Source organism: Mesorhizobium sp. M1295 (genome assembly GCF_040318135.1).
In the GTDB taxonomy this organism is placed as follows: Bacteria; Pseudomonadota; Alphaproteobacteria; order Rhizobiales; family Rhizobiaceae; genus Mesorhizobium.
The window spans coordinates 106,506-121,116 of the sequence record NZ_JAMYLU010000008.1; the positions used below are offsets into that span (position 1 = coordinate 106,506).

Annotated in this window: 15 protein-coding genes; 14 read left to right on the forward strand and 1 reads right to left on the reverse strand. The window is 60.0% G+C overall.

From position 1 onward, the window contains the following. Nucleotides 1-5 precede the first annotated feature (5 nt). From NKH29_RS13815 to NKH29_RS13835, 5 genes are all read left to right on the forward strand, one after another. A complete protein-coding gene (locus NKH29_RS13815) occupies nt 6-746 on the forward strand; it encodes an amino acid ABC transporter ATP-binding protein (protein ID WP_023708288.1) in 741 nt (246 codons plus the stop codon). 24 nt (nt 747-770) lie between these two features. Beyond that, on the forward strand, nt 771-1,598 hold the full coding sequence (locus NKH29_RS13820; RefSeq protein ID WP_352999880.1) for a transporter substrate-binding domain-containing protein: 828 nt from the start codon (nt 771-773) through the stop codon (nt 1,596-1,598). Between the two features lie 67 nt (nt 1,599-1,665). After that, nucleotides 1,666-2,382, forward strand: coding sequence for an amino acid ABC transporter permease (locus tag NKH29_RS13825; RefSeq protein ID WP_352499137.1), 717 nt, complete (start codon nt 1,666-1,668; stop codon nt 2,380-2,382). 17 nt (nt 2,383-2,399) lie between these two features. Continuing rightward, entirely contained in the window at nt 2,400-3,092 is a 693-nt protein-coding gene (locus tag NKH29_RS13830) for an amino acid ABC transporter permease (RefSeq protein ID WP_023809599.1), read from the forward strand. 121 nt (nt 3,093-3,213) lie between these two features. Next, on the forward strand, nt 3,214-3,429 hold the full coding sequence (locus NKH29_RS13835) for a hypothetical protein (protein ID WP_352999883.1): 216 nt from the start codon (nt 3,214-3,216) through the stop codon (nt 3,427-3,429). Nucleotides 3,430-3,640: 211 nt separating this feature from the next. Here the strand turns inward: NKH29_RS13835 and NKH29_RS13840 are convergent, their stop codons facing one another. Continuing rightward, on the reverse strand, nt 3,641-4,621 hold the full coding sequence (locus NKH29_RS13840; protein WP_352999885.1) for a GlxA family transcriptional regulator: 981 nt from the start codon (nt 4,619-4,621) through the stop codon (nt 3,641-3,643). 202 nt (nt 4,622-4,823) lie between these two features. Between NKH29_RS13840 and NKH29_RS13845 the strand changes: the two genes are divergently transcribed. The 9 genes from NKH29_RS13845 to NKH29_RS13885 all read left to right on the forward strand — a co-directional run bounded on the left by NKH29_RS13845 (nt 4,824) and on the right by NKH29_RS13885 (nt 14,539). Beyond that, nucleotides 4,824-5,510: a GntR family transcriptional regulator gene (locus NKH29_RS13845; protein WP_352999886.1), complete on the forward strand. Its 687-nt coding sequence runs from the start codon at nt 4,824-4,826 to the stop codon at nt 5,508-5,510. A gap of 437 nt (nt 5,511-5,947) precedes the next feature. After that, nucleotides 5,948-6,859 carry a dihydrodipicolinate synthase family protein gene (locus tag NKH29_RS13850; protein WP_352999888.1) on the forward strand — a complete coding sequence of 304 codons (912 nt, stop codon included), beginning with the start codon at nt 5,948-5,950 and terminating at the stop codon, nt 6,857-6,859. Then, nucleotides 6,852-8,369 (forward strand): aldehyde dehydrogenase, encoded by a 1,518-nt coding sequence (locus tag NKH29_RS13855; protein WP_352999890.1) that lies wholly within the window; start codon nt 6,852-6,854, stop codon nt 8,367-8,369. The genes NKH29_RS13850 and NKH29_RS13855 overlap by 8 nt, the downstream gene beginning before the upstream one ends. Further along, nucleotides 8,366-9,697 (forward strand): NAD(P)/FAD-dependent oxidoreductase, encoded by a 1,332-nt coding sequence (locus NKH29_RS13860; RefSeq protein WP_352999891.1) that lies wholly within the window; start codon nt 8,366-8,368, stop codon nt 9,695-9,697. The genes NKH29_RS13855 and NKH29_RS13860 overlap by 4 nt, the downstream gene beginning before the upstream one ends. 82 nt (nt 9,698-9,779) lie before the next feature. After that, on the forward strand, nt 9,780-10,631 hold the full coding sequence (locus NKH29_RS13865; protein ID WP_352999892.1) for a glycine betaine ABC transporter substrate-binding protein: 852 nt from the start codon (nt 9,780-9,782) through the stop codon (nt 10,629-10,631). 89 nt (nt 10,632-10,720) lie between these two features. Beyond that, on the forward strand, nt 10,721-11,800 hold the full coding sequence (locus NKH29_RS13870) for a quaternary amine ABC transporter ATP-binding protein (RefSeq protein ID WP_352999894.1): 1,080 nt from the start codon (nt 10,721-10,723) through the stop codon (nt 11,798-11,800). Nucleotides 11,801-11,816: 16 nt separating this feature from the next. Next, the gene (locus NKH29_RS13875; protein ID WP_352999895.1) at nt 11,817-12,665 is read left to right on the forward strand and encodes an ABC transporter permease; all 849 of its coding nucleotides are present in this window, start codon (nt 11,817-11,819) and stop codon (nt 12,663-12,665) included. After that, nucleotides 12,662-13,522 (forward strand): ABC transporter permease, encoded by an 861-nt coding sequence (locus NKH29_RS13880; RefSeq protein ID WP_352999896.1) that lies wholly within the window; start codon nt 12,662-12,664, stop codon nt 13,520-13,522. Before NKH29_RS13875 ends, NKH29_RS13880 begins: the two co-directional genes overlap by 4 nt. An 18-nt stretch (nt 13,523-13,540) precedes the next feature. Continuing rightward, entirely contained in the window at nt 13,541-14,539 is a 999-nt protein-coding gene (locus NKH29_RS13885; protein WP_352999898.1) for a 4-hydroxyproline epimerase, read from the forward strand. Nucleotides 14,540-14,611 lie beyond the last annotated feature (72 nt).

Consider the following 14,611-nt stretch of genomic DNA (forward strand, 5'->3'; position numbering starts at 1 on the left):
CAGCAATGCTTGAACTCAAAGATGTAAAGCTGTCTTACGGAAGCACCCAGGTTCTGAACGGCGTCAATCTCTCGGTAAAGCGGGGTGACGTGGTGTCGATCATCGGCCCCAGCGGCACCGGCAAGACCACGTTGCTGAAATGCATCAACTACCTGGCCAAGCCGTCCTCAGGAACCATCGCCTTCGATCAGATTCGGATGGATTACCAGCGCGCCGACAAAACAGCTGTCCAAGCGATCCGGTTGCGAACGGCGATGGTCTTTCAGCAATTCAACGTCTTCAAGAACATGACGGTCCTGCAGAACGTGATGGATCCCCTGGTCGTCGTGCAGCGCAAGTCCGCGGATGAGGCGCGGGAGATCGCCTTGCGGGAGCTCGAGCGGGTCGGCCTCACCCCGAAGCGAGACAGCTATCCCTCCCAACTGTCGGGCGGCCAGCTTCAGCGCACCGGCATCGCGCGCGCCCTGGCGGTTCGCCCCGACGTGATACTCTTCGACGAGCCTACGTCATCGCTGGATCCCGAGCTCGTCGGTGAAGTTCTAAAGGTGATCAAGGATGTCACCTCGTCAGGGATCACTTCGCTGCTTGTGACCCACGAGATGCAATTCGCAAAGAACATCTCGAACCGGATCGTCTTCATGGATCGTGGCGTGGTTGCCGCCGATGGCAGCCCGGCTGACATCTTCGACGCACCGTCCAGCCCACGACTTGCTCAATTTCTGCAGTCAGAACTCGCTTTTCAATAATCCAACAAGAAGGGAACCTAAGAAATGTCTGCAATCACATCCAGTTTGTCCCGCCGCGCTGCCTTGGCTGTTGCCGGCGGCATCGCAATTGCCCTTGCAACCGTGGGGATCAGCCATGGCCAGACCGTTCGGACGATCAAGATCGCCACGTCTGCCGAATCCAAGCCGCTGGCATGGGGCGCGATCGGCGTCGAGCCGCAAGGCTATGAGCCCGATCTTCTGAAGGCGATCAACGCAAAGCTGCCGCAGTACAAGTTCGAAATGGAAGGTGTCTCCGACATTGCCCAGGAAACCGGCCTCGCCACGGGCAAGTACGACATCGCGGTCGGTGGCTACTACAAGTCGCCCGAGCGCTCCAAGCAGTTCCTCATTCCGGAAAATCCCATGGGCGCCAGCCTGATGAAGATCTACAGCAAGAAAGACAGCGGCATTAAGGAAATGAAAGACCTGGTCGGCAAGAGGATCGTTCCGACCACGGCCGGCGGTGGGACCTACAAGTTCATCATGAATTGGCAGAAAGAAAACCCGCAATACAAGCTCGAAGTCACGGCATCGAGTGCCGGTATCCCCTACCCGAACCGGCTTGACGAAGTTCAGAACGGCAAGTTCGACGCTCTCGTCCTGCCGTCGAATCTCGGTGAGCAGACCGTCATCGAGCAAAAGAAACTCGATATCGTGGCGTCCGAACCAGTGTTCAGCAACAACACCTACATGCTGATCCACCGATCTGACGAGAACAAGGTTCTGGCCGACGATGTGAACAAGGTTCTCAAGGAATTGAAAGACGACGGCACGATCGAAAAGCTCTCGCAGAAGTGGTTCGGCGAGGGCATCGTCCAGTACATGAAATAGCACGGCCGTCGACGACCATATTCGCTAGTCAGCGGCAAGGCTGAATTGCAAGAAGGAGCGTTTCAAAGTGGATGTATCTGCTATGATTCCCGAGTTGCTCTCGGCACTGCCGCTGACGCTCGCCATCACGTTTACAGCCCTCATTTCCGGGTTCTGCCTGGCTCTCATCGCGACAACCCTCCGGGTCCGCAGAGTGCCAGTCATCAGTCACCTGGTGGACCTCTACGTGTCCTATGCCCGGAGTGTTCCTGTCGTACTGCAGTTGTTCGTCGCGTTTTATGGGCTTCCGCTGTTGGTGATCCTGTTCGGCGCCAAAGATTTTATTTCAGCGACGATGGCTGCCATGGTGGGGTTGAGCCTCTACCACGGCGGCTATCTGTCGGAAGTCATGCGGCCTGCATACCTGGCCGTCGATCGCGGCCAGCACGATGCGGCCGACAGCCTTGGATATACGTTCCGACAGAAAATTACTCGCGTCGTGGGTCCTCAGGCGGTGCACTTCGCTTTGCCGGGCTATGGGAACTCCATCATCTACCTGATCCATAACGTTGCGCTGGTCATGTACATCGGGGCGGCCGACGTCATGGCGACCGCGCATCTGATCATGGAGCGCGACTACAACCAGTTCCAGTTCGAAACCTACCTCGTCCTGGCGGTCATCTATTCGCTGATGTGCCTGGTCGCATGGCTCATCGTGCGCTTCTTCGAGCTTCGATCACCGATGCAAGCGCCTGAGGCGACGACAACAACTCCGATCAAGAACGAGCTCCTCGCGAGCGTCTGACGTAAGGGTATTCAACCATGTTTGATACCGATATTTTACTCCAGGACACGCAGGAAATTCTGAGTGCCGTACCCGTGACAATTGGAATGGCGCTCATGATTTTCGTCCTGTCGACGATAGTCGGCAGCATATTCGCGCTTATCGAATACAGACGGGTACCGGTGCTGCGAGAGCTCATCATGACTTACAAGATCGTCTTCAAGGGCGTTCCCATGGTCATCGTGATTTTCCTCGCCTATTTCGGTCTGCCGCCCGCATTCCAGTTCCTGTTCTCATTGCTGGGGATCAACTTCAACGCCCACGAAACCCCCAATTGGGTCATCCTTGTAGTTGCGATTACCGGCTGTGTCGCCGCGTTCCAATCGGAGATTATCAAGGGAGCCCTGAATGCATTCGACACCGGTCAGTCGGACGCAGCCCATTCGCTGGGCTATACGGGCGGCCAACTGTTCCGACGTATCCTATTTCCTCAGGTGGCCCTCACAGCAATTCCTGACCTGACAACTTCGATGATGGTCATCATGAAGGCCCTTTCTCTCGGATTCGCCATTGAGGTTGTCGATATCTTCGCCCAGTCCCAGTTGACCGCCGCGCTGAACTACTACTACCTTGAAGCGTTTGTGATTGCCGTCGTGATCTATATGGTGATTGCCTATATCGTCACACAGATTGCCGACAGGCTGGAGCAGGCGCTGAGGGTGCGGACGTGAGGCGGATCTGGGATAGAATCGTCAAGCTTCGGATATCGAGCCGCACCTGGGAGGCAATTCTTTCGGGGATGAAAAGCTTGAGGAGAAACCCAAGTAGCCGATGTTTGTACCGGTGAGTTTCATGCGTTTGGTTGATAAGCATCGTTTGTCGCTGCTGACCGGCTTCAGGCCGACTGAAGCACCGATCGCGACGCAACGTCGCACTTGTGCCGACGAGGGCAGGAAACCCGTATCCGGCAAGTGGCATGGAGATCCCGAAACCGTATTGGGTGCCGCGAGTCACGAATCAATATTGGAAAACCTGGGCCTCTCCGTCTCCCGCGCCGGTTTATCCTAGAGTCGTCTCACCTCGTTTACTGCCCTCATGAGCACGCGCAATTCGACCGGAGGCGCAAGGCAGAAAGTTCGAAACGGTTCCAAGAACCCCAGTCCATCGCCAAATGTAGAACTATCCGACGACCGGTTTTGACCCGGAAGCGGCATCTCGGGTTTCGGGCGTTTCGAGCAGAAATCGGACGTGGGCGCAGTTGATCCGGCACGAACTCACGTCACGCATTGGTAGGGCCGCCTGAGGATCGGGTTGGATGCCTGAGATTGGTAGGCGTCATACCGGTCTGTTGACGAAATACCCGGCTGAAATGCCCGGCATTTTCGAAACCGCATCGGTATGCGATTTCCCCTATCTGCAAGTCGCTGTCCTCCAGCAGGGACTTCGCATAATGCACCCGTAGCGCGAGATAGGCCGCCATCGGACTGACGCCCAATTCAGTCCCGAAAAGACGCTCCAGCTGGCGCCTGGAACAATTCAACCGGCCCGCAATCTCGGTGATCGAGACTTTCTCCTGGATATTGCTTTCCATCAACAAAAGGGCCCGCTTTACCGCGCGGCTCGATGCTTCGGGAAACAGATCTCCAACGGGCTGCACGTCCCTGGCGTTTCGAATGCGATCAAGCACGAGAATCTTGGCCGCCTTTTCAGCCGCTTTCCGGCCGATGGATTGCGACACGAGATAGCCGGCTAGGTCGGCCGCGCCCGTGCCGCCGGCACAAGTCGAGCGGCCACGGTCGACGGAAAACAGACTATCGGCGTGCGCGTTTACATCGGGGAACTCGGTCCGAAAATCCTTGATGTGGAACCAGCTGACCGCGGCGCTATAGCCATCCAGCAAGCCGTAGCGGGCAAGCACGAAACTTCCCGTGCAAAGTGCGGTAAGAGGTACCCCCTTTTCGGCGGCCCGCAAAAGGAATGCCTCTTTCTCTGAACTGAGGGCACGGCTGGTGTCGAGCAAACCGCCGACCACGACGACGTTGTCAAAGTCCTCCGGATTGCCGATCTCCTTCGTTGGAAGCAATTCGACGCCGCAGCTCGCTCTGATCGGCAGGCCGCGTTCGCCAACAATCTGCCAGTCGAATTCGATCCTGCGGCTCCGGTCGCCCTCATCGCCAGCCAGGCGCAGCGTGTCGATGAAGAGCGAGAGCGGCGACAGGGTGAAGTCGCGAACCAGGAGAAACGCAAACCTCTTGGCCATTCCTTTTTCCTGGGCTGTCCTTGGGCGTTGCTCGATCGGCAGTGCAGCGGATTCCCCCGTCCCCTCTTGATGGGTGAGCCACTAATGATCGGTCCATATATTGTGTACCAAGAAAATACAATCCGTTGACTCGCTTACCAACGCATGCGATTCTTCCTGCCGTACTAGACGTCACTGATCAGAATCATTCGGAAGGTGCGCAATGAAGGGCAGCAAGGGCAGTCTCTACGACGATCTGAAGCGTCGCATCCTGACGATGGAACTCGATCCTGACGAGGATCTGGATGAGGTGGCGCTAAGCGAGCGCTATGGTCTGTCGCGGACTCCGGTCAGGGAAACCTTCCGCAGATTGGAGGGCGAAGGATACATCGAAATTCGCGCGAACCGGGGAGCCCGGGTTGTTCCGATGAACCATTCGACACTTCGGCATTTTTTCCTGGTCGCGCCCATGATCTATGCTGCCATCGGCCGACTGGCCGTCCAGAATTATAAGCCCTCACAGCTTTCGGATCTGAAGGACACGCAGGAGCGTTTCCGCAAGGCAAGTACGTCCAGCGACGCGCTTTCGATGGTCCTTGAAAACAACAGATTTCACGAAATCATCGGCGAGATGTCCGGCAATGCCTACCTGCAGCCAAGTCTCGGCAGACTGTTGATAGACCACGCCCGTATCGGTCACACCTTCTTTCGCCCGCGCAACGCTGACATGCGCAAGCGGCTTCAGATAGCAGTCGAGCACCATGACGGCTTCATCACTGCTATCGACGCCCACCAAGAGGACGCTGTTGTCGACCTCGTGTTCGAGCATTGGGAACTGTCGCGCGAAAACATGGAGATGTTTATCGCGCCCCAAGGACTGAAGGCGGATGCCCTCGTCGGCGGTTCTTGACCGCATCGCCGTAAGCGACCCGGAGAAATCCGGAGACCTTAGCTTTCAGCGTTTGCGCCCGACCTCTGGGCCGGGAGCGTGTGAGGACTGCTCCTTTCGCTGCTTGTGGTCCTGTGGGCTCGCCCCGACCGCGAACCCAGCTCGGCTCGCGCGCCGGGCACTTTGCCGGCAGTGAGACAGCCACCGCCATATTCAGCCGAACCCAACCGGTCCCAGGCTCGCCCCTGCGAGGCTGTGTGTTATCAAAATATAAAAAATGTGTACATAGATAATACAATCCATTGACTCCCGCCTGACCGTGTGCAATTTTCCGAGCCATCAAATGCGATCGACGGGTTCGGGGCACTGAGAATTCTCGCGTGAGAAGTTCGCAGACGGCTTCGTGCGCCCCGAAAGCGCATTCGTCGAAACGGCGACTCCATCGACGGAGGAATGACTTGAAATTCGAGGGCATCTACACGCCGGCGGTAACGCCGCTCGGCCCGGACGGGCGGATCGATCGCGCCGCTTTTGCAGCCGTTCTTGAGTCGCTCATCGAGGCCGGAGTGCACGGCATCATCGTCGGCGGTTCGACGGGCGAATACTACGCGCAGAGCGCCCAAGAGCGCTTCGATCTCGCAGCCTATGCCAAGGAGGTGATTGGCACTCGGCTTCCGCTCATCATTGGAACCGGCGCGACCCGGACTGAAGACTCCGTCGAATATGCCAAGGCGGCGAAAGAAATCGGCGCTGACGCTATCCTCGTGTCGTCGCCTCCATACGCTCTGCCGACCGAACGTGAGAATGCGGTTCACGCCCTCACAGTCGACCGTGCGGCGAACCTTCCGATCATGCTCTACAACTATCCGGCCCGCATGGGCGTCACCATGCGAGAGGACTATTTCTCCCGTGTCGGCAAATCCCGTAACGTCGTCGCCATCAAGGAGAGCTCCGGCGAGATGGGCAACGTCCATCTGCTGGCGCGGAAGTTCCCCAATATCGCGCTCTCCTGCGGCTGGGACGACCAAGCTCTCGAATTCTTTGCATGGGGTGCCAGGAGCTGGGTCTGCGCCGGCTCCAATTTCCTGCCGCGCGAGCATGTCGCACTCTACGAAGCCTGCATGCTCGAAAGGAATTTCGACAAGGGCCGCGCCATCATGACGGCGATGCTGCCGCTCATGGATTTACTCGAATGCGGGAAGTTCGTGCAGTCGATCAAGCATGGCTGTGAGCTGATCGGCCTCAAGGCCGGCCCTGTGCGGGCGCCGCTGCGCCCTCTCAACTCGGAAGAAAAGCGGGGTCTCCAGACCGTCGTCGCCACCTTGAAGCGCACGGTCGCCCAGATCACGTCGGGAGCAAACCATGCATGAACCTTTGACCGCTGCCGAATACAAGGCGATCGCCGCAGACATTCAATTTCCGACCAATGCCTTCATCGACGGCGCGTTCCGTCCGGCGAATTCCGGCAAGACATTCAAGACGACCAATCCAGCGACGGGCGAGACGCTTGCCGAGATCGCGGCGTGCGATGCTGCCGATGTTGATTTCGCCGTGGCCAAGGCCAGGCAAGCCTTTGACGATGGCCGCTGGCATCTGCGCTCGCCCGGCGAGCGCAAGGCAGTGCTCCTCAAATTCGCGAAGCTTCTGGAGGATAACCGTCACGAACTCGCGGTCATGGAGAGCCTCGACAGCGGCAAGCCGGTCCGCGAATGCCAGACCGTCGATGTTCCGGACACGATCCACACCATCCGCTGGCATGCGGAACTGATCGACAAGCTCTATGACAACGTCGCCCCAGTTGGCTCGAACGCATTGACCATAGTCGTGCGCGAACCGGTCGGCGTCGTCGGTTGCGTCCTGCCGTGGAACTTTCCCCTGCTGATGCTGGCCTGGAAAATCGGTCCGGCGCTTGCCGCGGGATGCTCGGTGGTCGTGAAGCCCGCCCAGGAGACCACGCTGACCACGCTTCGCGTCGCCGAACTGGCGCATGAGGCGGGTATCCCCGCAGGCGTCTTCAATGTCGTCACCGGCGGCGGCAAGGAGGTCGGCGAACCGATCGGCATGCACATGGACGTCGACATGGTGGCATTCACCGGATCGACGCCGACGGGTCGCCGTTTCCTGCACTACGCGGCCGACTCCAACCTCAAGCGCGTTGTACTGGAGTGCGGCGGCAAGAACCCGGCAGTGGTTCTCGATGACGCCGAAGACCTCGACCTCGTCGCCGAACAGGTGGTCAATGGCGCGTTCTGGAACATGGGGGAGAACTGCTCGGCCACGTCGCGGCTCATCGTCGATGCCAAGATCAAGGACGAGTTGCTCCAGCGGATCGGCGCCTACATGCGCGAGTGGAAGACCGGCGACCCGCTCGACCCGGAAAACCGCATCGGCGCGCTCGTCAGCAAGAGCCATTTCGAGAAGGTGAAGTCGTTCCTCGGCGACGTGAAAACCGAAAAGCTCTCGGTCGTCCATGGCGGCGGCACGCACAAGGGCATCTACATCGAGCCGACCGTCGTCGACGGTGTCACGCCTTCGAGCCGTCTCTTTCAGGAGGAGATTTTTGGACCGATCCTTTCGGTCACGACGTTCAATTCGCTTGCCGAAGCGGTGGCTCTCGCCAACGACACGAACTACGGGCTGACCTCGTCCGTCTACACCGGCAGCCTGCGCAAGGCGATCAAGCTTTCGCGCGAGATTCGGGCGGGCGTCGTCACCGTCAACTGCTTCGGCGAAGGCGACGCGACGACCCCGTTCGGCGGCTACAAGGAATCCGGTTTCGGCGGACGCGACAAATCGGTCTTCGCGCACGACAACTACTGCGAATTGAAGACGATCTGGATCGACGTTTCGGATCGTTCGGTCGACGAGACCGTCAGATGAACGAAATCGTCGTCAAGCGGCTCCCGGCGGAATCCGGAACCTCGGGCTGGGAGGCGCTGAGCAGACGCAGCTTCCCCGTCCGGACGCTCGACGGCAAGGTATCGGCCGACTGGCTGATCATCGGTGCGGGCTTCGCCGGCCTTTCCGCGGCGCGGCGGCTGTCTCAACTGCGGCCCGGCGACAGGATCGTCCTGCTCGAGGCGGGGGAGATCGCCAAGGGCACCGCGGGCCGGAACTCCGGGTACATGATCGATGTCCCGCACAATATCTCGTCGGGCGAGTATTCGGTCGCCGACGAGGACGCGACAAAGACCGAGATCACCCAGAACCGTTTCGCGATCTCCTTTGCCGCCGACGCAGCGGCCGAGTACGACATGTCGGTGCGGACCTTCGATCCGTCGGGCAAGATCAATGCTGCCGCCACGGAGCGCGGGATAAAGCTCAACGCGAATTATGGCCGCTCGCTTGGAAGCATCGGCGAGGAGCACCGCTTTGTGGATGCGGCTGAGATGCGGGAGGTCACCGGATCGTCCTACTATCTGGGAGGTCTCTACACGCCAGGCGCGGTGATGATCCAGCCCGCCGACTACATTCGCGACTTTGCCGCCGGGCTGGCATCGAAGGTCGACATATTCGAGCACTCGCCGGTGCTCAGACTTGAGCGCCGGAGCGGGATGTGGAAGGCCATGTCGCGCAACGGAAGTGTGACCGCGCCGAAAGTCATCCTCGGCGTCAACGGCCACATCGAGGACTTCGGTCATTTCCGCGGCCGCTTGATGCACATCTTCACTTACGCATCGATGACCGCGCCCTTCACCGAAAGATCGACGGGCAAGGACAAGTGGGCGCTGCTTCCGGCCGATCCAATGGGCGCCACCGTCAGGAAGATTAGCTCCGATGCAAGCTCGCGGATCGTGATCCGGACCCGGTTCACCTACGACTGGGCCGTCCAGGTCGGTGAGAAGCGCCTGGCCGGGATCGCCGCCGAGCAGCGGACTTCGCTGGACGCCAGGTTTCCGGACCTCAGGGACGTGCCGTTCGAGCACGTCTGGGCTGGACGGCTTTGCCTCAGCCGCAACCATGTGCCCGCCTTCGGCGAAATCGAAGAGGGCCTCTACTCGGCGTGCTGCGAGAACGGTCTCGGGACCGTGAAAAGCACGCTCGCGGGCGTCATGGCCGCCGATCTGGCGACCGGAACCCGCTCGGACATGCTCGACAAATTTTCGGATCAGCCTGAGCCCGCGAGACTCCCTCCGGAGCCGCTCGCATGGCTCGGCGTCAATACCGTGATCCGACTGCAGGAATTGCGTGCCGGCCGCGAGGGATAACCTTCGCCGCGCAATGTGAAGACCGAGCCGAGGGCGAAGTCTTCGAATGAGAATGGGAACGAAAAACAAAGGAGTGAGTAAAATGAAGACGTTGTGGAAAGCGCTCTGCGCTGCCGCGATGGTCGGTATGACCATGCTGTCCGCTCAGGCGGAGGAAAAGACGATTACTGTGGGCACGATGTCCTGGGAGGACCTCACCCCCATCACCGGCATCACCAAGAAGGTGCTCGAAGATTCCGGCTACACCGTCAAGGTGGTGGACTTCTCCGAGTGGGGCATCGCCTACGCCGCGCTGACTAAGGGCGACATCCAGATCCTTGCCTCGCAGACGGACTACGTCGCCCAGGACTACTGGGACAAGAACAAGAAGAAGCTGGAGAAGATCTCGCCGGTTTCGCATGGCCTGTTCCAGGGCGTGGCGGTGCCGAAATACGTGACCATCGACTCCATGGACCAGCTCAATGACAACGCCGACAAGTTCGGCGGCAAGATCGTCGGCATCGAGCCAGGGTCCGGTCTCATGCGCGATACGGCAAACTCGGTGAAGGCCTACGACCTGAAACTGCAACTCGTCGAGGGCAGCACCGCTGCCATGACCGCAGCGCTCAAGTCGGCCGTCGACCGTAAGGAATGGATCGCCGTCACCATCTGGGAGCCGTCCTGGATGATGCAGAAATATGACGTCAAGTTCCTCCAGGACCCGAAGGCCGTCTTCCCGCCGCCGCAGAGCTACTACTGGATCGGCAAGAAGGGTTTTTCTGCCGACAATCCGCATGCACGCGAAGTGATCGCCAGTGTCTATGTCCCGCTTGCCGACATCACCGCGATCAATTCCGCAGTCAACGAGGGCAAGACCATGGACGAGGCCATCAAGGCCTGGACCGACAGCCATGCCGACCTCATGAAGCGCTGGGAGAACATCAAGACCCAGTAGTCGTCGAAACGGCGGGCCGCCACTTCGGCGGCCCGTTCGGAGCAACGAAAACATGAAGGCCGCCGCCAAGCCGGTTCGTGGGGAACGCGATGAATACTGCGATGAACGGTACCAGCGAAGTGCTGGTCGACTGCCAGTCGGTATGGAAGATTTTCGGTGGTCGCGCCCAGGCCGCCGTTAAGGCCATCTCCGAACGTGGACTATCGAAGACACAGGTTCTGCAGGATTTCGACTGCGTGGTAGGCGTTTCCGACGCCAGCCTCCAGGTCCGCCGCGGCGAGATCTTCTGCATCATGGGTCTGTCGGGGAGCGGCAAGTCGACGCTGATCCGCCTGCTCAACCGCTTGATCGAGCCGAGCCTTGGCACGATCACGGTCAAGGGAAAGGAGATCGCCAAGCTCAATCCAAAGGAGCTGCGCGAAATGCGCTCCCGCAACATCGGTATGGTGTTTCAGAGCGTGGCGCTTCTTCCCAATCGGACTGTTCTCGAGAACGCCGGCTTTGGTCTCGAGGTGCGAGGCGTCGCGAAAGACGAGCGCAACAGGACTGCCCGCGCGGCCCTCGAAAAAGTTGGGCTTGGCGACTGGACCGCGCGCTATCCGAGAGAGTTGTCCGGCGGCATGCAGCAGCGCGTCGGTCTCGCCCGGGCGCTCGCTGCGGATCCAGAAATCATCCTCATGGATGAGCCGTTCAGCGCACTCGATCCGCTCATTCGGCGCCAGTTGCAAGACGAATTTCGGCAGCTGACGAAGTCGCTGGGCAAGTCGGCCGTCTTCATCACCCATGATCTCGAGGAAGCCATACGCATCGGCGACCGCATCGCCATCATGAAGGATGGTGTCATCGTCCAGGTCGGAACGGCGGAGGAGATCGTAACCAGGCCCGCGGACGATTACGTCTCGGATTTCGTGGCGGGCATCTCCAGGATCCACCTGGTCAAGGCCCATTCCGTAATGCGCCCGGTTGCCGAATTCAAGGTGGCAGAGCCGAATTGCGACGTGAACGCGCTTCTCCGTACTTCGCCAGAGGCCGATATCGCTGAGCTCATCGATCTCACCATGCAGTCCGATCGTGACGCGATTTCGGTCGTCGAGAACGGAGCCGTCATCGGTGTCGTGACCATTCGTGGCTTGCTCCGGGGCGTCGCCGGCACGCCAACCGCCGCCTAGGCTCGGGGGAAGCGAAATGGACATCTCGACCATCACGGATACCTTCGACAGTTGGACGGACAACGCACTTGGCTGGATCAGCGACAACGGCGAGTGGCTGTTTGAATCTGTCAGGGCTGTGCTCGAAGGCACCTATGACGGCGTCCTCTGGCTTCTTCAGCTCGCACCGTTTTACGTGATCGCGATCATCGCAGCCCTGCTTGGATGGCGTTTGATTAGTGCCTCCGCTGGCATCCTGGCGGGACTTGCCATGATCTTCTGCGCGGTCATGGGGCTTTGGAGCGAAACCATGAGCACATTGGCCCTGGTGATCACGGCGACGATCCTCGCTCTTCTTTTCGGCATTCCCATTGGAATCGTGGCTGGCTTCGTCAGGGCGTTTGACCGCTTTCTCGAGCCGATACTCGACCTGATCCAGACCATGCCGCCCTACATCTATCTTCTTCCGGCGATCGCGCTGCTCGGCTACGGGGCCGCGACCGCGCTCGTCGCCACATTCATCGTCGCGATGCCTCCCGCCATCCGGCTGACCTCTCTGGGCATCCGGATGACGCCGCACGAATTCATAGAGCTTGGCCAGGCAAGCGGCCTGACACCGTGGCAGATGTTCACCAAGATCAGGCTCCCTTTCGCCATTCCGAGCATGATGGCCGGGGTCAACCAATGCCTGATGATGGCCTTCGGCATGGTCGTCATTGCAGGCATCGTCGGATCTGGCGGTCTGGGTGAGACAATCTATTCGGCGGTGCGCACGCTCGACATCGCCACGTCGATCAACGCCGCGATAGCGATCGTCATCCTGACCATGGTGCTCGACAGGCTTACGCAGAGCGTGGCGCGCCGCGCCAAGGGAGACGCACGATGAATCCTGATCTGCTCCAGTTTTCGCCGGGCGCTTACCTCGCCCCCGCCGTGGATTGGCTGAACAAGAACTTCCATCCGTTCTTCGATGCCGTGACCAAGCTCATCGAGGCGGTGCTGGGCGCCATCGAAACCGCACTGCTCTACCCGCCGCCCTACGCGACGATCGTCATTGCAGTCCTCCTCGCCGCGTTCTTCGTTAGCGTCAGGATCTCGGTGGTGACGGCCATCGCGCTGGTATTTTGCATGCTGGCGGGTTTCTGGACCGCTTCGATGCAGACGCTGGCGCTGGTGACCGTGGCGGTGATCATTTCCGTCGCGATCGCCTTCCCGCTTGGCGTCCTGGCTTCACGCTACAGGAAGTTCGAGGCCGCGATTCGGCCCGTGCTGGACATCATGCAGACCGTGCCGCCGTGGGTCTATCTCATCCCCGCCGTCATGATCTTCAGCCTCGGCCGCGTTCCGGCGATCATAGCGACGATCGTTTACGGCATCCCGCCGATGCTGCGCCTGACAACGCTCGCCTTCAACCAGGTGCCGAAAGACCTGCTGGAGCTCGGCCAAGCCACCGGCGCCTCGCCAAGGTCGATCCTGTTCAAAATCGAAATCCCTTCGGCCACCCCGACACTGCTGGTCGGTCTCAACCAGTGCATCCTCTTGTCGCTGGCCATGGTTGTCCTGGCCGGCCTCGTCGGAGCTGGCGGTCTCGGCGCCGAGGTGACGCGGGGATTGACCCGGATGGAAATGGGCCTTGGCCTAAGGGCAGGCCTGTCGATCGTCGCCGTCGCCATCCTCCTCGACCGGGTTTCCAGGGGCGTGCTGCAGCGCAGCCAGACGCCTGGCGCGGCGAAGCCAGCCTGAACCGTAAAAGGAATTCCCATGCGTCGCAGTTTCTTCTGCATCGACTCCCATACCTGCGGCAATCCGGTCCGCCTCGTCGCGGGCGGTGGCCCCTTGCTACCGCATGTTCCCATCGCCGAGCGGCGGGAGCTGTTCGTACGCGACCATGACTGGGTCCGGCAGGCACTGATGTTCGAACCGCGCGGGCACGACATCATGTCGGGCGCTATCATCTATCCTGCCTATCGTGCGGACTGTGACTTTGCCGTGATCTTCATCGAAGTCAGCGGCTGCCTGCCAATGTGCGGTGCCGGCACGATTGGCCTCGTGACGGCGGCAATCGAGGAAGGCCTGGTAACGCCTCGGATTCCCGGCAGGCTGTCGGTCGAAACTCCGGCTGGCAGGGTTGATATCGAATACGAAAAGCCCGGAGAGTTCGTGGACTCCGTGCGGATGTTCAACGATGCCAGCTATCTTCATGCCGCGGACGTCGCCGTCGATGTACCCGATCTCGGCCGGCTCGTCGTCGACATCGCCTATGGGGGCAACTATTACGCCATCGTCGAGCCGCAGGAGTCATGGCCGGGCCTCGACGGCATGTCGGCAAGCGACATCGTCGACCTCAGCCGCGATCTGCGCGAGGCGCTCAAACTTGTCTGCAACCCAGTCCATCCCGAAGACGAAAGGATACGCGGCGTGGACCACGCCATCTGGTGCGACAGGCCCTCGAGCAGCAACGCCGACGGCCGCGGAGCGGTGTTTTACGGCGACAAGGCGATCGACCGTTCGCCGGGCGGCACCGGGACGTCGGCCCGCATGGCGCAACTCCACAGCAAGGGACGACTGAAGGTCGGCGACAGCTTCCGCCAGGAAAGCCTGATCGGCACTGTGTTCGAGGGCCGTGTCGAGGCAGAGACCGACGTAGGGATTTTCAAAGGCATCAAGCCCAGTGTCGGCGGCTGGGCGCGGATAATCGGCCACAATACGATCTTCGTCGACGACCGCGATCCGTTGGCCCACGGTTTCCAAATCCAGTAACGGGACGGGAAGTTGAAAAACTAGACCCCGCGCTTGCTTATGGCCAACCTAAATCTGCCTCGAGTCAACGAC